Origin of the sequence: Parashewanella hymeniacidonis (genome assembly GCF_016900895.1) — a bacterium.
Taxonomy (GTDB): Bacteria; Pseudomonadota; Gammaproteobacteria; order Enterobacterales; family Shewanellaceae; genus Parashewanella; species Parashewanella hymeniacidonis.
In genome coordinates this window covers 1-16,930 of record NZ_JAFEUN010000098.1, presented here as the reverse complement: position 1 = coordinate 16,930, position 16,930 = coordinate 1, and the positions used below count along the sequence as shown (strand labels likewise).

General features: G+C 38.7%; 18 protein-coding genes and 1 pseudogene. 12 read left to right on the top strand and 7 right to left on the bottom strand.

All coding sequences use genetic code 11. From position 1 onward, the window contains the following. Positions 1-156 precede the first annotated feature (156 nt). Complete coding sequence (locus JQC92_RS17000; RefSeq protein WP_205000762.1) at positions 157-339, top strand: CBS domain-containing protein; 183 nt, start codon at positions 157-159, stop codon at positions 337-339. A gap of 213 nt (positions 340-552) precedes the next feature. Here JQC92_RS17000 and JQC92_RS16995 read toward each other — a convergent pair whose 3' ends face one another. Continuing rightward, a complete protein-coding gene (locus JQC92_RS16995) occupies positions 553-2,316 on the bottom strand; it encodes a M61 family metallopeptidase (RefSeq protein WP_205000761.1) in 1,764 nt (587 codons plus the stop codon). 151 nt (positions 2,317-2,467) lie between these two features. Here JQC92_RS16995 and hinT point away from each other — a divergent pair, with 151 nt between their 5' ends. The 4 genes from hinT (at position 2,468) to JQC92_RS16975 (ending at position 4,923) form a co-directional block, all read left to right on the top strand. Then, the gene (gene hinT / locus JQC92_RS16990; RefSeq protein ID WP_205000760.1) at positions 2,468-2,818 is read left to right on the top strand and encodes a purine nucleoside phosphoramidase; all 351 of its coding nucleotides are present in this window, start codon (positions 2,468-2,470) and stop codon (positions 2,816-2,818) included. Between the two features lie 22 nt (positions 2,819-2,840). Beyond that, positions 2,841-3,854: a PaaI family thioesterase gene (locus JQC92_RS23245; protein ID WP_205000759.1), complete on the top strand. Its 1,014-nt coding sequence runs from the start codon at positions 2,841-2,843 to the stop codon at positions 3,852-3,854. 137 nt (positions 3,855-3,991) lie between these two features. Further along, complete coding sequence (locus JQC92_RS16980; RefSeq protein WP_205000758.1) at positions 3,992-4,384, top strand: YcfL family putative periplasmic lipoprotein; 393 nt, start codon at positions 3,992-3,994, stop codon at positions 4,382-4,384. 74 nt (positions 4,385-4,458) lie between these two features. Then, positions 4,459-4,923, top strand: a complete 465-nt coding sequence (locus JQC92_RS16975) for a YybH family protein (protein ID WP_205000757.1) — start codon at positions 4,459-4,461, stop codon at positions 4,921-4,923. A gap of 15 nt (positions 4,924-4,938) precedes the next feature. Here the strand turns inward: JQC92_RS16975 and JQC92_RS16970 are convergent, their stop codons facing one another. The 3 genes from JQC92_RS16970 to JQC92_RS16960 form a co-directional block, all read right to left on the bottom strand. Next, a complete protein-coding gene (locus JQC92_RS16970; RefSeq protein WP_205000756.1) occupies positions 4,939-6,099 on the bottom strand; it encodes a membrane dipeptidase in 1,161 nt (386 codons plus the stop codon). 70 nt (positions 6,100-6,169) lie between these two features. Next, positions 6,170-6,427, bottom strand: a complete 258-nt coding sequence (locus JQC92_RS16965; protein WP_205000755.1) for a hypothetical protein — start codon at positions 6,425-6,427, stop codon at positions 6,170-6,172. Positions 6,428-6,879: 452 nt separating this feature from the next. Continuing rightward, positions 6,880-7,236: an acyl-CoA thioesterase gene (locus JQC92_RS16960; protein WP_205000754.1), complete on the bottom strand. Its 357-nt coding sequence runs from the start codon at positions 7,234-7,236 to the stop codon at positions 6,880-6,882. 365 nt (positions 7,237-7,601) lie between these two features. Here JQC92_RS16960 and JQC92_RS16955 point away from each other — a divergent pair, with 365 nt between their 5' ends. After that, positions 7,602-8,546 (top strand): chemotaxis protein CheV, encoded by a 945-nt coding sequence (locus JQC92_RS16955; protein ID WP_205000753.1) that lies wholly within the window; start codon positions 7,602-7,604, stop codon positions 8,544-8,546. Positions 8,547-8,604: 58 nt separating this feature from the next. Here the strand turns inward: JQC92_RS16955 and JQC92_RS16950 are convergent, their stop codons facing one another. After that, positions 8,605-8,967, bottom strand: a complete 363-nt coding sequence (locus JQC92_RS16950; protein WP_205000752.1) for a DUF2750 domain-containing protein — start codon at positions 8,965-8,967, stop codon at positions 8,605-8,607. A 109-nt stretch (positions 8,968-9,076) separates the two neighbouring features. Here JQC92_RS16950 and JQC92_RS16945 point away from each other — a divergent pair, with 109 nt between their 5' ends. From JQC92_RS16945 to JQC92_RS16935, 3 genes are read left to right on the top strand one after another with little or no spacing between them, the layout of a single operon-like run. After that, a complete protein-coding gene (locus tag JQC92_RS16945) occupies positions 9,077-10,267 on the top strand; it encodes a lytic murein transglycosylase (protein ID WP_205000751.1) in 1,191 nt (396 codons plus the stop codon). Between the two features lie 2 nt (positions 10,268-10,269). Continuing rightward, on the top strand, positions 10,270-11,148 hold the full coding sequence (locus JQC92_RS16940; protein WP_205000750.1) for a helix-turn-helix transcriptional regulator: 879 nt from the start codon (positions 10,270-10,272) through the stop codon (positions 11,146-11,148). A gap of 47 nt (positions 11,149-11,195) precedes the next feature. Next, a complete protein-coding gene (locus JQC92_RS16935) occupies positions 11,196-11,681 on the top strand; it encodes an FKBP-type peptidyl-prolyl cis-trans isomerase (RefSeq protein ID WP_205000749.1) in 486 nt (161 codons plus the stop codon). A gap of 65 nt (positions 11,682-11,746) precedes the next feature. On the opposite strand, the gene JQC92_RS16930 is transcribed toward JQC92_RS16935, so the two are convergent. Further along, the gene (locus tag JQC92_RS16930; protein ID WP_338049526.1) at positions 11,747-12,112 is read right to left on the bottom strand and encodes an ankyrin repeat domain-containing protein; all 366 of its coding nucleotides are present in this window, start codon (positions 12,110-12,112) and stop codon (positions 11,747-11,749) included. 151 nt (positions 12,113-12,263) lie between these two features. On the opposite strand from JQC92_RS16930, the gene JQC92_RS16925 reads away from it, so the two are divergent. The 3 genes from JQC92_RS16925 (at position 12,264) to ushA (ending at position 16,225) form a co-directional block, all read left to right on the top strand. After that, positions 12,264-13,145 (top strand): prohibitin family protein, encoded by an 882-nt coding sequence (locus JQC92_RS16925; RefSeq protein WP_205000747.1) that lies wholly within the window; start codon positions 12,264-12,266, stop codon positions 13,143-13,145. 197 nt (positions 13,146-13,342) lie between these two features. After that, positions 13,343-14,017 carry an alpha/beta hydrolase gene (locus JQC92_RS16920; protein ID WP_205000746.1) on the top strand — a complete coding sequence of 225 codons (675 nt, stop codon included), beginning with the start codon at positions 13,343-13,345 and terminating at the stop codon, positions 14,015-14,017. A gap of 390 nt (positions 14,018-14,407) precedes the next feature. Then, entirely contained in the window at positions 14,408-16,225 is a 1,818-nt protein-coding gene (gene ushA, locus JQC92_RS16915) for a bifunctional UDP-sugar hydrolase/5'-nucleotidase UshA (protein ID WP_205000745.1), read from the top strand. 311 nt (positions 16,226-16,536) lie between these two features. Here ushA and JQC92_RS23240 read toward each other — a convergent pair. Then, positions 16,537-16,743 (bottom strand): annotated as a pseudogene (locus JQC92_RS23240) (IS1634 family transposase); the annotation flags it as partial. Positions 16,744-16,930 lie beyond the last annotated feature (187 nt).

Here is a 16,930-nt window from a genome sequence, read left to right as displayed (position 1 = left end):
TAGCAGGTTGGGAAACGATTTGGGAAGGTTGGGATACCCTTCAATCTTATGTCGTTGGATATAGGATGGCGAAAGAAATGCTAGCTGACGGAGAAATGCACTAAGATCTGATCAAGAGACAGGGTAAGTCCCGTTGGTATTGCTACAGACTTCACTATGGCTTCAGTAGAAGAAAGGGTTAAAGCGATGAAGGTACATCAGCCTAGGTTATTGCCAGTTTTGGATAATGGAAAATTAATGGGCGTTATTAACAGAAGTATCGTGTTGGCTTGCTTACGTGAAGTCTATGGTCATAAGCCTATAAACCAAGAGATGAATGACATTAAACATTCAGCTTAAATATCGAATAACTGGCTAATGAGGGAAGACTCGTAAGTAGTTTTCGATAAGTTTTTGATAATTATGGCGTTCAACTTTAGTGCAATACAAGGGGTAACGACAAGCAATAGCCGTAGCTATGGCGAGAAGTTACAACGCAGTAGAGTGCTAAAGTTGGGCGCCAGAAAATCTAGGAACACTTGTGGTCAACTACTTAAGCCAGTTTTATTCGTTTTAATTCAACCAGTTTTTATTAAGTGTTTCATCTGCTAAGTGTAATGAAACCGTATCAAGTGATGCTGCTTTAATCTCAAGCTTTCCTGTCATTAATTCGTCTCTTCTAAACCAATGTAGCGGGATTGATTGTCCAACAGTAAATAGCTGGAGTTGCTTTTCAAAGTCGGAGGTAGTTTGTAAATTATCGATAGCGATAAGTTTATCTCCAGCACTTAATCCAGCTTTGTGAGCAGCGCTATTTGCTAATACGGCCAGAATCGATATACCGAAATCGGCGGTTTTATATTTTGCGCCAAAATCTATGGTATTGCCTGTAATTTTCCCGCCGCCAGTATCGCTTGAGCCATTATTACTTCGTAGCTCAAATTGTACGCCAAACTCTTTTAGTAAAGGTTCAACCGGAATGTCATCGGTTTTATCGAGATAGGCAAAAATGTCATCGCAATTTCGTTCAAGAAGCTTTTCGACAATTTGCTGGTGGCTATTTTCGAGTGTTCCAATTCCTTTGCTACCAAAGTCTTCCCACAATGCTTGCATAACATCGTTTATCGAATGTTGATTCGCCGTCTCTTTACGTATGGTTAAATCTAAATACAAAGCAAATATGGCACCTTTGGTGTAGTAGCTCACGATAGCATTCGCTGCATTTTCATCTTGTTTATAAAACTTAGTCCACGCATTAAAGCTGGAATCTCTCAGTGTTTGCTTGAAGCGACCTGAACCACGATACACTCGAGTAAATGTTTTACTCAAAGCTTTTAAGTAATTATCTTTTGTAACTGTGCCTGATAAATAAGTGATCAAATCGTCATAATAAGAAGTGATGCCTTCATATGCCCAGAGCTGTTTTGTATAACTTTCTTGTTTCAGTTGGTAAGGCGTAAACTCTTTTGGTTTAATGCGTTTCACGTTCCAGTTGTGGAAGTATTCGTGGCTACATAAGGATAAATAAGTTTGATAACCTTTGGTCATATCTTGCATTCCAACAGTCGGTAAATCACTGCGTGAACACACAAGTGCAGTAGAGGCTCTATGTTCTAAACCACCAAAACCATTACCAAGTACAGTAGTTAAGAATAAATAACGATCAAAAATTTTATCGTTGTTGAATAAATTTAATTGATACTCACAAATTTTCTTAAGGTCTGCACTGAGCCTGTCTAAGTCACAATAATGTCTACCGGTTAGAACAATATCATGGGGGATGCCATTTGCTTCAAATGTGTGGGAAGTGAAGTCTCCCATTTCTACAGGGTGATCAATTAATTCGTCATAACTTTCTGCAGAAAAAGAACCAAATTCAAAATGTTGACCTAATGTTCTTGTCATTGCGGTTGCAAGTCGCCAGTTTTCTAATGATGCGTCAGTCGGTTTATTTATGGTCACTGAGTGTTCGCTATGTTCTAGCCCTTTTGCGGCAAGAAAAACACTGCTGCCATTAAAGAAACCGTGAGTAGAATCAAGATGAGCGCTACGAACACTTAAATCCCACGCATAAACCTGATAACTGAGTGTAATTCGCTCTGCATCTTGATCAATTATCCAAGTTTGTTTATCGGTTTGTGTCATCACAATTTGTTGATTGTGTGCATCAACACAATTGATACCAATAATATTCCTACAAAAATCACGTACCATGTAACTTCCAGGTAACCAGCTAGGCAGCCAAAAAGTTTGTCCTTTTTTTACCGAATCCAAGGTCATTTTAACGAAAAATAAATGCGCTTTAGGATCAGATGGCGTTATTTGATAATGGATCATGATTTTGCTCGTATTGTTTTGTGATAATAGAATTATATCCTTAATTTCTTCGCTCTGTTGCTGTAATTATCAGCAAGCATATATGGTGGTATGACTTGTTTTGAGCGATAATGAATAACAATTCTTATTTCTCTCACTGGAACCCTACACCATGGCAGAAGAAACTATATTCAGTAAGATTGTTCGACGTGAAATTCCATCTGATATTGTCTATCAAGATGACTTAGTAACTGCATTTCGAGATATCACACCGAAAGCGCCAACTCATGTTTTGATTATTCCGAACCATTTGATCCCTACGATTAATGATATTACCGAAGCAGATGAAACTGCTTTAGGAAGAATGATGTCAGTGGCGGCTAAGATTGCAAAAGAAGAAGGCATTGACGAAGACGGTTACCGGTTAATCATGAATTGTAATGAACATGGTGGCCAAGAGGTTTTCCATATCCATATGCATCTGATTGGTGGTCGTAAATTAGGGCCTATGTTGGCTAAATAACTTAGGTTAGTTAAGAAAAATAATGAATATAAAAACACCTGTTAGCCCTGAATTTTTTCCGTTGACGGATCTTGCAAAGCGTTTTGTTAATCTATTGACTCAATGTCGCCGTCTCAATATTTCGGTTCATGAAGCGAGCGAGCATCACGTCCTCATGGAGCTTCCTTATAGTGAGAAGCATATTGGTTATCCAGAAACTGGAGTCATTCATGGTGGTGTGATTACTACATTGATGGACACAGCATGTGGTTGTGCCACTATTTGTGCGATTAAACAAAAGTTCGACTCTTTAGAGATTTCCCCAACATTGGATTTGCGTGTTGACTATATGAAGTCAGCAAAGCCAGGTCAGTCTGTTTTTGTTTTGGCTGAATGCTATCGCTTAACATCGAGCATTGCATTTACTCGTGCCATTGCTTACCAAGACAGTATTGATAATCCAATTGCTCATGCTGTTGGTTCTTTTATGCGAATCAGTCCTGAGATGATCGGTGAAGAATTCAGATTGGCATTGCTGGGTGAGGGTGACGGTCCTAAGTTTAAAAAGCTTAACCCTGAACATTTACAAGAAGACAGTACTGAAACTTCGGTAACGATTGAACCTTTAGATGTAAAAAGTATGGTTCAAAAAGCTTCAGAAACAAACGATTATAGCCATATTTTAGTGCATGTTCCTTATGCTAAACATATTGGTATGGAAGTCGCTCGTTTTGGGTATGAGCTTGTATTTCGTTTACCTGCGAACGATAACAATATTGGTAACCCGGTATTACCGGCGATTCACGGAGGTGTGATTGCAGGTTTTATGGAGATGTCAGCAATTGTGCAATTAATGGTATTTATGCATACGGAAAAAGTACCTAAAATTGTCGACTTTTCTATTGATTATTTACGTGCAGGTTATCACAAAGATACGTTTGTCGAATGTCAGATCACTCGTCAGGGCAGACGTGTAGCTAACGTCAATATCAGTTGCTGGCAGAGTAGCCGTAAGCAACTTATCGCCACTGCGAGAGCACACTTTCTCATCGAGTAAGTGGCATGAATTGCGCATCGACTTTGATGTGCAATTCTTTCACAAAAAACATGCCTTATTTTTCACTTTGTATTACAGTTACAAAGGAACTGTTTTTATTCTTCAGAATCCTATCGAAAAAGGATTAGGAGCAAATTATGAAAAAAATGATATATGCGTTAGGTGCATTAACCATGGTTTCGATACTCTCAGCGTGTGCACCAAACACAAGTGGTGTGAGATTGAACTCTGATGGAGAATATAAGGTTGATAATTCATTTGTTGGTGGTGATGTGACCGTGACAAATAATATCATTCGTCAAATTGGTGGTTTATTGCAAGGTGCTGCAAAAATTGTCAGTCATTCCTCAAAAGATCAAACAATGGAATATCGTTTTACTTGGTTTGATAATCAAGGGGTTGCTGTTGATAATGACGCCCAGAGTTGGCAGCCTGTTCAAATTCATGGCAAGCAAAGTGTTCAAGTAATGTCGGTAGCTCCTAACTCGGATGCGGTTCGTTTTCAAGTTTATGTTAGAAAAGTACATTAATTAAGTTTAACTGCCATTGTTTAATATATAAGAGTTATATTAACTCCGTTCGTTATTATTTAGGTTTCTATTTTATGTCCTTTGAAAGATCTGCAGAGCAAGAACTTGTAGAGTTATCCAATCGTTTCTTTGAATACCATTGCCAAAAAAAAACTGATGAAATAATGGCGCTGTTTTCTCAAGATGGAGATATTCATTTTTGGGGAACCGGAATTGATGAAGAAGGCACCGGTATTGATGATTTAAGGATGCAGTTTGAGCGAGATTTCAAAGAAGTCGAAACTTTGAGAATTACGCCTGAAACTACAAGAGTATTTGCTACACCACTTTCAGGAATTGTTACAGGGAACTGGATTACGAGATATTTACTGAAAGGCCAAACGGAATATGATGAGCTAAATTTAAGAGCGACACTTTACGCCGATGTTGTCGATGGTGAATGGCGTTTTCGTCATGCTCATTGGTCAATCGCTTACGGTTCTCAACCAGAAGGGCGTTCATTCCCTGAGCACGATGAAATGACGATAACCATCGAATAAGTGGGAATTCCCCACTTATACCAACACTTCCGTTAAGACTCGTTGTAGGTTTTTTCCCATAATTTTATCTCTATTTGATGCCGAAAAACCTGCTTTTGTTAATTCATGGTCAATTCTTTCCATTCTATGAATAGAGTTAAACTCAGGTATAACAACATGCTCTGGCTCAACATCAAAGCCAAGCACGTTTTTAGCTCTTAAACTGTGCCACCAATCCAAATACTGCTTCACACCTTCTTTATTATTATTGTGCAACTTAATCAGGTTTTTTTGCCCTTTTAATGGGTAGTCGTTAGCAATGGTTGCTGCGTCAATACCTCCAACTTTGACTACATGCTTGATCTGATTAATGTAATCCGTAGGAGTCGGTGTTTTATTATTGGTTAGCCAGAAGCTCATCATAAATACACCAAATGTGCCGCCTGTATCTGCAATGGCTTTTATCACTTCATCAGGAGAGCATCGTGCATTATTGACAATTGCTCTACAGGCTCCATGACTTTGTATGATGGGGGACTTTGATAGCCGTGCGGCATCAAGTGCGGACTGGGGACTAGAATGACTAACATCAATTAAAACATTTTTATGATTTAGCTGGTGGATAAGTTTTATGCCGTTCGGCGTCAGTGGTTTATTGAGACTGTGGTTATTTGCATTATCTAAAGCACCGCCAGAAAATTTGTTGCCGTAGTGATGGGTGAGTTGCAATACCCTTAATCCGTGATTGTACAAGTTATTAAGCTGTTGCCATGATTGAGTGAGGGTTTTTGCTTCGACACAGTCGGCACCTTGAATTTGAAAAAACACGGCCGTTTTATGATCGATAAAAGCTCTCTGAATGTCTTTTCCGTATAGTCCGGCAATGAGTTTATTTGAGTTGCTTAATACTCTTTTTTGAGCTGCAACAATACTTTTAATGCAAGCTTTATAAGTTCGCTTGTAGTTAGTGGTTCCATCTGGTTGTTTTATCGCTTCAATGTCAGAGATATCACAAATATAAGCATCAATTTCCGACTTCTTTAGGTCATTTAAGTCATCAGGTAAAAAGCAGAGCCCATCCATGTATAGTGGCTTACTTGATACAACGGGTTGAGCAAACGATTTAAAAGCGGAAAGAGCTGCAACGGCAGCCGTCGATTTGATAAAACTTCTTCTACTTGAACGATAAGAATTCATGAGCTTCAACTTAGATAGATTAAGGGTAATAACAGTAACGTTTTTTATCGATAGAATGAATATGGGAGTACTAATTTTTAAGTGGTGTTGCTTTGTGACTTTTTACAGGTATTTCTATTTGACGGGCGGCTTGCACTTCCTGTTGGCCAATTAAACCACCTCCGATTTGGATGATATGATCGCTATTGTCAATCATGGCTTGTGAAGTTGGAAATAAGGTGTTGGTTTTACGGTTCATCCCGTCCCAGCTGGAGTCTTTTATGTAGAACACATAATCTACACATTTAGATAGATTTACACCTTCAGCTTGTGAGGATACTATACCCACCGTTTTAAACCCTTTATCTTTTGAAAGGCTGTACAAAGCACCAATTCCGTCGGCTGTTGCGCCTATATTAATAATCGTGTCCGAGGATGAGAAGTTTTTGAGTTCTCTTCTGGCAATTATAAATAGACGAAATTCATCTTTGTCACCTTTACCAGAAAACCGATAAAAGTGACGACGTTGGGCCTTGATGAAAATTGAGTACTATCATTTAAGAACTGCGAAACTTCTTGTGAAGAAGCATCTTTAAATAATTGCGTATTTGATGAGCATTCTGCGGCTATGCTGAGCTGACATCCCATCAAAAAAGAAAAGAGGAAAATAGAAGTAAGTTTGATAAATTTCATCATGATATTCCTGTACTCATATTTCAGCTTTAAAAATGTTGGTGTCTTACTGTTCGTGCGGTAATCAATAATCGAACCAGTTTCAACCGTCATATGTTAAGTACAACTTTATGATTCAATCGTTTTGAGCATTTCTTTTGGAAGAGACGTCGGCTTACCCGATTTAAAATCGATAAATACAATAATAGATTTCCCTACCGTACAGGTTCTATTTTGAGCTTCACTATGTGCGGTATAATTCATTGTAAATCGGTCACTTTCAATTTCTGATAAGGTTATTTCAATGGTCAACTTGTCAGGAAACGTTACAGGTCGAATGTATTTTGCATAACAATCTTTTAAAACGGGCCCCATTACTTTATCTTCCCAGAGTTTCCAAATTCCTAATTCCTCAAAAAATTTAATTCTTGCTGTTTCGAAGTGCCTAAAATAAACAGCATTGTTTAAATGATTTAGGGCGTCCATTCACCCCAAGCGATTTCTATATCGGTTGAAAACATTTTATTCATTGTACACCTCCCACTTTTTATTGAATGGAAATTAAACTTTGCTTTCTTACCATACAATAATAGATTGATATCTCATTAATCTAATTTATTCTCTAACTTTTACTAAGTATTTCTTAAATTTTGTCGATATAATTGTTATATCTAAATTAACCAGTTTAGGTCATTGAGATACGCTGAAAAATTGTTAGCCGCAAGGTTCGAATCACAGTCGGTTATCGTTTTAGCGGATGAATAATGTTTTAAATAACTTAGCGAGTAACAGGGTTATTTTGGTTAGAGCTCATGCAGTCATAAAATAAATATAATAGGAGCAAGGAACCAATGACGAGAGTCCTTGATAGCGTTGATCAACGCACTAAATTAGTAGGGAAAAACCGTTTAGAGCTACTACTTTTCAAAATTAATGCAACTCAATTATTTGCAATCAATGTGTTCAAAGTAAAAGAAGTCGTTAAGCTTCCTCATTTGAATGTATTGCCGGGCAGTCATCCTCATATCTCAGGCGTTGCAAATATTCGTGGTGTTTCCATTCCTGTTATTGATCTCAGAAAAGCGATTGGATTTTCTCATTTTCCAGCAGATGAGCACGCTAACCTCATCATCACTGAATATAATCGCAGTGTCCAAGGATTTTTAGTTGGTAAAGTTGAGCATATTATCAATATGACATGGAGCGATGTGCTTCCTCCGCCTAAAACTGTTGGGAAAAATACTTATCTCACAGCGATTACTCGTATTGAGCATGAGGGTGTAAATAAGCTTGTTTCTATTATTGATGTTGAAAAAGTACTAGCCGAGATAATTGCGTATGACGTTCGCTTATCAGACGGTGTACTTGATGAAACCTTGTTAGCTGAAATGATAGGTAAAAAAATGCTGGTGGTTGATGACTCAATAACCGCCAGAAAGCAAGTTGTTGATACATTGAGCCCGCTCGGGATTGAAGTAATAGAAGCCACAGATGGTTTACAAGCACTGAATCATTTAAAAAGCTTATCCAGACAAGGTATCTCGGTAGCGAACGAATTCTTGCTAATGATCACTGATGCAGAAATGCCTGAAATGGACGGGTATAAGTTAGCCCATGAAGTTCGTTCTGACAGTGATATGTCCGATCTACACATTGTATTGAATACATCATTGAGTGGTAACTTTAACCATGCAATGGCTGAAAAAGTGGGGATGGATAAGTTTATTTCTAAATTCCAACCGGACGTATTAGTTGAAACAGTACAAGAAAGGTTGAGAGAAGTGCTGGTTCACTAACTGACATGAAAAAGGGAAACACATGTGTTTCCCTTAATTTTTGGCTTAAGCGTCAAGATTATTCTTCTGTTTCAACTTCAGCTAACTTTTTTGCAAGCTCGATAGGGTCAATCTCTTCACAGTCAGACTCGAGAATCCAATTAATGCCAACCATTACTCCGTCGTCATTCAAATCATCAACCCAAAATTCCATAAACTCTTTGAGAGTGATCACCTGTGGCTGGTAACCTTCCCACTCTTCAGCGCAGTGTTTTTTTGCTTCTTCTTCAGAAGACCAGACAGGTAAAGCGTCAGTTTCTTCAAATTGAGCAGAATCACAAACTACCCACTCTTCACCGCTTTTATCAGCTAATCCCCAGAATTGCTGAGTTTCTGCAACTTGTGCCACAAAAGTGGTCAGCGTTGGTGTGATTTCTGTCATAATGTACTCTCTTTATTAATTTCTGGTGCATAGTATACAAGCTATATACAGTGTGACTAGTTTTTAGAAATGGTTTCAGTGCATTATTTTCCAAAGGAGTGAATTGTTAATGAAGCAATTTGGATGGTTAGGGCTTGTTCTTTCAGGCGTTAGTTTTTTTTCACAGGCCGCTAACAGTGATTTTCAAACCTGTCTTACACGATTAAAGTCCACAGCATTATCTAATGGTATAACCCAAGCGACAATAGCGGATACGTTAGACCGGGTTAAACCAAGAAAGCAGGTGATTAAGGCCGATAAAAATCAGCCAGAATTCACCAGTACATTTCAGCATTACTTCGATAAAAGAGTAACAGCTTGGCGAGTATTAAAAGGCCGTAAAATGATGAAAGAGCATCATGACTTATTGGCAAAGCTTACCAATAAGTATGGTGTACCAGGTCAATACATTGTCGCCTTTTGGGGATTAGAAACGAACTATGGCAGTTACAAAGGTAACCTGCCAGTGATTGACTCATTAACTACGTTAGCGTGTAAACCTCGTCGAGCTAAATTTTTTACTCAAGAATTAATGAAGGCACTCAAACTGAAACAGAAGAATGGTTTTAGTTATGATCAAATGCGAGGTTCATGGGCGGGTGCAATGGGGCATACTCAGTTTATGCCAAGTACATTTGCTCGATATGCCGTGGATGCTGATGCTGACGGTAAAGCGGATTTATGGAACAGTGAAGTGGATGCCCTAACTTCGGCGGCTAATTTTTTAATGCATTTAGGCTGGAAAAGAGAGCAACGTTGGGGAAGGGAAGTTCAATTACCTACCAAGTTTGATTACACACCTATCGGCTCGAAACAAAAAAAGTCACTTTCTGAATGGCGAACTCTAGGAGTGCAGAAAGCCGACGGTAAGCCACTATCGGTGGTGAGTGGAATGGATGCTGTATTATATTTACCTTCCGGTCACAAAGGCCCTGCGTTTTTAGGTTATGACAACTTTAATGTGATAATGAAGTGGAATAGAAGTGAGTTTTATGCCATTTCTGTTGGTCATCTTGCAGATCGAATTGCAGGAGCTGGAAGACTTATAAGTCACCCTCCAAAAATCCCTAAATTTAAAAGGAAAAACATTAAAGCAATGCAGCAAAAGTTGCTTGATTTAGGCTATAAAGTCGGTAAGCCTGATGGTATTATCGGGCGAAATACGGTTAAAGCATTACAACAATATCAAAAGAAACAAGGTATTCTTGCTGATGGGTTTCCTAGTAAAACAACATTCATAAAAATGGGAATTAAGGACTGATTATGGCACAGCTGACTCTGGATGAGTTAAGTTTCGAGCAAAAGCAACGATTAGCATTTATTGATTTCAGCTTGCAGTATTTTGGGCAGATATCAGTACAAGATTTGATTAAAAAGTTTGCGGCTGGCTTAGCGGCATCTAATCAAGATTTTCACATTTATCGTTGTTTAGCAACTGAAAACGTTCAACACAATCAAGAAGCTCAGCTGTATCACAGATTACCCAGTTTTAAACCGGTATTTCCACATGATGTGGAGTCAGTTTTACATGGTTTAGCCAATGGGTTTGGTGATGGCCTTTCCCAGCCCGTTGACCCAAGCCAGATATGCTTTGATGCGATCAAGCTCATTCATCCCGATACCAATGTAATTGCAACTATCATGCGCGCCATTCAGCATAAACACGCCGTGAAAATTCACTATGTTTCAACGTCGTCTGGTGAGTCAGAAAGAGAGTTTGTGCCACATGCTTTGATTAATAATGGACAACGTTGGCAAATGCGTGGGTTTGATAGAGTGAACAATCGATTTGCAGATTTTGTCGTCACTCGTATAAAACAGATTAATGGCTCTGATTCAGATGTTTATATTCAAGAAATGGCTGAGTCTGATAAGCATTGGCAACAAGTCGTAGAACTTTGTTTAATGCCGCACCCTGCTTTAAAGCACCCAGAAGCCATTGAATTAGATTTTCAAATGCAACAGGGTGAATTAGTGATTCAATGTCGTGCAGCGCTGGCGAGTTATCTATTGAGACAGTGGAGTGTTGATTGCTCACACAATCACCAATTTACTAACGGTGTGTGCCAGCTAGCTTTAAAAAATCATGACGTGCTCGAGCAACTTGAAAATACAACGATTGTTCCAGGTGCTCACTCATAAACATGTTGTGATAAACTCCGCTGCGACATTTATAAAAGAGTTTAAAAATGACAATTACTAAAGACAACGTTGTTCAGTTTAATTACACCTTGAAAGATGAAAAAGGTGAAGTTTTAGAGTCTAATCTTGATCAAGATCCAATCGCTTATCTTCATGGGCACAGTAATATGATGATTGGTGTTGAAAAAGCGATGGAAGGAAAAAGTGCTGGAGAATCATTTTCTGCAACTTTACCTGCCGCAGAAACTTATGGTGAGAAGGTTGAAGGCGCTGAACAGCGTGTACCGGTTAAACATCTAGTGGGTGCAACGAAAGTTTGGAAACCCGGCATGACAGCCACAGTAAATACTGATCAAGGCCAACGTCTAGTCACCATTCTTAAAGTCGGTAAGTTTATGGCGACGATTGACACTAACCATCCTTTAGCAGGTCGTGAATTAACTTTTGAAATTGAAATCAAAGATGTACGCGATGCGACGCATGAAGAAGTTGCACATGGGCATGCTCATGGCGTGGGTGGTCATCATCATTAATTGATATTATGGGGCTATTGAACAATTTGAGAAGTGCGTTTTAAGGGTTGTTTTGTGGCCTTTTTTTAGGTTGAGTGATACTGGATGATTACTCTCAACAAGGCTCCAGCTTTAACTAACAGCCTTATAATATTGCGATCTCCATTTTTTACGGCAAAGCCCAGAAGGTTTGTGCTACTTTCCTCTAATGGTTTATTTAGGTCAGAAACAGTTTCTTTAAGTAAAGCTTCCACTATTTCAGGTGAGCGGCTTTTTACGGCCAATTGAAGAGCAGTTAGTCCTTTAATTGAAAAACGATTCACTAAAGTATATTTATTGCAAACTATTACAACTAACGATGGAACACCGGATTCAACTGCAAGGTGTAATGGAGTCATGAAGTCTTTATCCCCGAGAAAAGGATAGGCATTTAATTCACGTAATTTACGCACGACACAAAATTTTATTTACCCGATTGTTGTTAATCCCTTTCAAAACTTAAAACTACAGAGCGACGGCTTTATCTATTTTTACTTTTTCACGGAGTGTTGATTTTTTGTGATAAAATGTGCGACTTTTAGGGAGTTGTAAAAGGGACATATAATGAATACAACAAAAAAATTCTCAGCCTCAATTATACTTAAGGCACTGCCAGTTTTAATTATTATTATCGCTATTTTCCAATCGTTCTATACCGTTAGTGAAGGTCACGTTGGTGTAGTTAAGCGTTTTGGTGAAGCTAAGCATCAAGAAAATCCTGGACTTCATTTTAAAATTCCATTTATTGAAACTGTGGAATTTATTGAAGTTCGAACTCGTAAAAATGCGGAAAGAATGGCATCCAGTACCAAGGAGCAGATGCCAGTGACGATTGAAGTTTCAGTTAACTGGACCGTCAATAAGGATGCGGCGCTTGACTTATTTAAGAAATATGGTGGATTAAGTCAATTCGAACAAAGAATTCTTGATCCTAGGTTCAGAAGTGCAGCAAAGGATACCATTCCTCAGTTTGAAGCTGAGCAATTGATCCAAGATAGGGCGAGTGCTATTCAGGGCATCGAAAGAAGGCTTACTGAAGAGATGGCCGGCTTCCCGGTTGTTGTTGATAATATCCAGATTGAAAACATTGTATTACCAAAAAAATACATCAATTCTATCGAAATTAAGCAAACTGAAAAGAACCTTGCTGCTGCTGAGGAACATAAACTCGAGCGTCAACGCTTAGAAGCGCTTCGCGCAGTAAACACTGCGGATGCAAAAGCAAAAGGCATTTTAAAGGTCGCAGAAGCAGAAGCTCAATCTATCTTGCTAAAAGGTAGAGCAGAAGCAAAAGCAATTGAAGCAAAAGCCAAAGCACTTAAAAATAATCCTTTGATTGTTAAGCTTACAGAAGCTCAAGGTTGGGACGGAAAGTTACCTTCAACAGTGTTAGGCAACAGTGCAATGCCAATCATGGATATGCGCAGTTTAGAAGCTAAAAAATAGGTAAGCATTCACCAGAGGGGTATTGACAATCTCAAACTCCCGTTTATTGGCATTTATAACTACAAGCTTGCCATTGTTTTGTGACACAAGTACCACCCCGCAAGTAAGTTTCACTGTTTATTTGAAAAGTCAATACGGGGCTGGTGAATGGTTACAAAAATAGTATCAATAAACCAATTAAGAAGTAGGGCAGTTCAATGGCATTAACTCCAGAACAAGCAATTATTGTTGAACCAAATGTAAAAGCGGAAGCGTGTGTTATTTGGCTTCATGGTTTAGGAGATTCAGGTGCAGGGTTTGCGCCTGTAGTACCTATGTTAGGTTTACCTCAAGATCATAATGTTCGATTTGTTTTTCCGCATGCTCCTGAGCAACCCGTTACCATCAACGGTGGTGCGGTAATGAGATCTTGGTATGACATAAAAAGTATGAACCTACTTGATCGTGCTGATATGTCTGGAGTTCAAGAGTCTGAAGCTAAAGTAAAATTGATTCTTCAAGACCAAATTGAAAGTGGTATTCCTGCTCACCGAATCGTTCTTGCTGGTTTTAGTCAAGGTGGTGTTTTGAGCTTGTATACAGGCTTACGCTATCCAGAAAAATTGGCTGGTATTATGGCGCTTTCTTGCTATTTGCCTCAAGGTGACACGTTACCTGAAGGGTTAAACGACGCAAACCAACATACAGCAGTGTTACAACACCATGGGGAGCAAGATCCGGTTGTTCCGATTTCAGCGGGTAAAATGGCAAATCAAGCGCTACTTAATGCAGGGTATGATGCTCAATGGAAGAGCTTTCCAATGCCGCATTCAGTTTTGCCACAACAATTGGCTGAAATTGGTCAATGGTTAAGCAAACAGCTTCTGTCGTGATTTTTAAATAGATACTTTAGGTTTAACCTTTGTTCTTTAAATGAAACAATGTTGTTAAATTAACAGTTGAAATAATTTTATAATGTTTCAAGCGCTTAGGTGAGTAATCATCTAAGCGCTTTTGTTTATTCGCAGAGTAACAATGGGTTATTAATGTTAATGTTTTTTTTGGTGGACAAAATATATAAATAAAACTTAAAAAATAATAACTTAGGTCACATTTATTACTTCTTTTAATAACAAAGTGTTTTCAACCTCTGATATCATTCGCCGCAATGAATAGCGTCCTACATAAACAATAAATCCTTATAAAAGGAATCAAGGTCGCTGAAATTTCATGTAATAAATGCTGAGTGAGCTCGGCAACATAAAATCAAGGGGTTGATTATAATGAGTAATAAACTAGTAAAAGGCTTAGTAGCCTCTGCTGTTCTTGCAGCATTAACTGGGTGTGGTAGCGACAACAAAAAAGAAACTGTTGATCCTACTCCAACACCAGTAACTTGTGCTGAAGCTGGCGACGCTTGCGTTAAATTCACTGTACTTCATACTAACGATAACCATGGTCGTTTCTGGGAAAACAAGAACGGCGAATATGGAATGGCTGCACGTAAGACGTTGATTGATAATTTACGTGCTGAAATCGAATCTGAAGGTGGCACTACACTTCTTTTATCTGGCGGTGACGTAAACACAGGTGTACCTGAGTCTGATTTACAAGATGCTCGTCCTGATTTCATCGGTATGAACTTGATGGAATACGACGCAATGGCTGTTGGTAACCATGAGTTCGATAACCACTTAGATGTAGTTGAAATGCAACGTAAGCTAGCAAACTTCCCTATGCTTGCTGCAAACATTTATGAAACTGAAACTGATGACGACGGTAAAGAGACACTTGTACGTTACTTCGATGCTTACAAAGTATTTGAATTAAATGGCTTACGTGTTGCTGTTGTTGGTTTAACAACTAAAGATACAGTTAAAATTGGTAACCCAGAATTTATTAGTGAGCTAACATTCACTGATCCAGCTGAAGAAATGAAGAAAGTTATCGCTGAAATCAAAGCGGGTGACAAAGCTGATCTTATCTTCGCTACAACTCACATGGGTCACTTTAAAGACGGGCAGCACGGTTCAAATGCTCCAGGTGATGTTAAGTTAGCACTTGCTCAAGAAGCTGGTGACTTGTCTGCTATCATTGGTGGTCACTCGCAAAACCCTGTTTGTATGGAAAACTATGACGGTTACAAGCCTGGTGAAGCTTGTACTCCTGATCAACAAAATGGTACTTTCATCATGCAAGCGCATGAATGGGGTAAGTACGTTGGTCGTGCGGATTTCGAATATTTCAATGATGAATTGCACCTATCAAGCTATGAACTAGTGCCAGTTAACTTAAAAGTTAAAAATGAAGCTGGTGAGCGTGTATTAGTGGGTGATGCAATTACTCCTGATGCTACTGTTCGTGAAATTCTTCGCCCTTACCAAGAACAAGGTCAAGCTCAGTTAGATATTGCTATTGCCAAAACAAATGGCAAATTAGAAGGTGAGCGTGCTGTTGTTCGTAAAGGTCAAACAAACTTGGGTCACTTACTTGCTCAAGCTCAACGTGAAGTTTACGCTGGTGAGCCAGCAGATTTCTCTGTAATGAACTCTGGTGGTGTACGTGCTTCAATCGAAGCAGGTGATGTTAGTTACCGTGACGTATTAACCGTTCAGCCTTTTGGTAACAAAGTAATGAAGTTCACCATGAACGGTGCTGATGTAGCTAGCTACATGAATACTGTTGCACGCGTAGACATTGGTGCAAAAGGTTCAGGTGCATACCCACAATTAGTTGGTATCAAAATGACTGTTAACTGTACTGCTGAAGACAACGGTATTACTATTCACGAAATTAACGGTAAAGATTTTGATGCTGCGGCAATGTACAGCTTCACTGTACCAAGCTTTAATGCTGCTGGCGGTGACGGTTACCCACCATTGATCGGTGACACTGCGTTCGATAGCCTAGTTATGACTCCAGATGCGGGTCATATTGATGAGCAAGCGCTAAAAGCTTACTTTGAGCGTGAGTCAGAGAACAATACCGTAACTATCGATGTTTCCGAAAGCTCTAAGCATGCTCCAGTTGCAGCTGATTTAGTATTCGAAAATACTTTAGATTCAACTGGTAAGGCTTGTTTACTTCCTACTGCTGGATAATAACTAACTATTTAAATAAAAAGGTCGCTTTAAGCGACCTTTTTTTATGAGTAAAAATTCGAAGTTGTGAATTAATCTATTCATGATCACTAGTTTCACTATCACTCAATAATATTAGCCAGTCCCATTTCATTATATTTCTGCAAAGTATTTATAACCCATATTTCGCACGGTCATTTACAGTTGCATTTTTATTTCAATAAGTTAACAAAAAAACAACTAAGATCATTCCAAACTACCATACGTTAAACCAAATTTTAGGCACACCAAACGACTTCTTTGTAGAAGCTTATACTGTCCCCACTTTAACATTACGCAATGTTGTAAATGCGACTAACTTCACCTCCAAATAGCGTTAATATCTTTTCTTTTTCAGGCGTGATCCCCGATATCACCGCTCCCTGACCTTCTATCGTTACAACATGAACACCGTAGAGTCTCTGAAATATCCATCGTAGTGTCGGTGTCGAGATCGGTTTGTTATTCTGATTCAGTATCGTCTCATTTTTCTCTTTTAACCCATATTCCGCATGGATAATCAGGTTAAATTTATATTTCAAATTTAACCTGATTTTTAACACGAAAATAATAATACATCGTCTGGTATCCTAAATTTTATGCATGACAAGCGGCTTCAACTAAGAAGCTACACTTTCTGTTTTTTTACCTACGCAATGTTGTAAATCTTACAGATTTCCTCACCAA

Coding starts and splice junctions, on each gene's coding strand:
- hinT (WP_205000760.1), top strand. CDS start 2,468: ATGGCAGAAGAAACTATATTCAGTAAGATTGTTCGACGTGAAATTCCA.
- JQC92_RS16980 (WP_205000758.1), top strand. CDS start 3,992: ATGAAAAAAATGATATATGCGTTAGGTGCATTAACCATGGTTTCGATA.
- JQC92_RS16975 (WP_205000757.1), top strand. CDS start 4,459: ATGTCCTTTGAAAGATCTGCAGAGCAAGAACTTGTAGAGTTATCCAAT.
- JQC92_RS16995 (WP_205000761.1), bottom strand. CDS start 2,316: ATGATCCATTATCAAATAACGCCATCTGATCCTAAAGCGCATTTATTT.
- JQC92_RS23245 (WP_205000759.1), top strand. CDS start 2,841: ATGAATATAAAAACACCTGTTAGCCCTGAATTTTTTCCGTTGACGGAT.
- JQC92_RS16955 (WP_205000753.1), top strand. CDS start 7,602: ATGACGAGAGTCCTTGATAGCGTTGATCAACGCACTAAATTAGTAGGG.
- JQC92_RS16970 (WP_205000756.1), bottom strand. CDS start 6,099: ATGAATTCTTATCGTTCAAGTAGAAGAAGTTTTATCAAATCGACGGCT.
- ushA (WP_205000745.1), top strand. CDS start 14,408: ATGAGTAATAAACTAGTAAAAGGCTTAGTAGCCTCTGCTGTTCTTGCA.
- JQC92_RS16950 (WP_205000752.1), bottom strand. CDS start 8,967: ATGACAGAAATCACACCAACGCTGACCACTTTTGTGGCACAAGTTGCA.
- JQC92_RS16920 (WP_205000746.1), top strand. CDS start 13,343: ATGGCATTAACTCCAGAACAAGCAATTATTGTTGAACCAAATGTAAAA.
- JQC92_RS17000 (WP_205000762.1), top strand. CDS start 157: ATGGCTTCAGTAGAAGAAAGGGTTAAAGCGATGAAGGTACATCAGCCT.
- JQC92_RS16940 (WP_205000750.1), top strand. CDS start 10,270: ATGGCACAGCTGACTCTGGATGAGTTAAGTTTCGAGCAAAAGCAACGA.
- JQC92_RS16960 (WP_205000754.1), bottom strand. CDS start 7,236: ATGGACGCCCTAAATCATTTAAACAATGCTGTTTATTTTAGGCACTTC.
- JQC92_RS16925 (WP_205000747.1), top strand. CDS start 12,264: ATGAATACAACAAAAAAATTCTCAGCCTCAATTATACTTAAGGCACTG.
- JQC92_RS16945 (WP_205000751.1), top strand. CDS start 9,077: ATGAAGCAATTTGGATGGTTAGGGCTTGTTCTTTCAGGCGTTAGTTTT.
- JQC92_RS16935 (WP_205000749.1), top strand. CDS start 11,196: ATGACAATTACTAAAGACAACGTTGTTCAGTTTAATTACACCTTGAAA.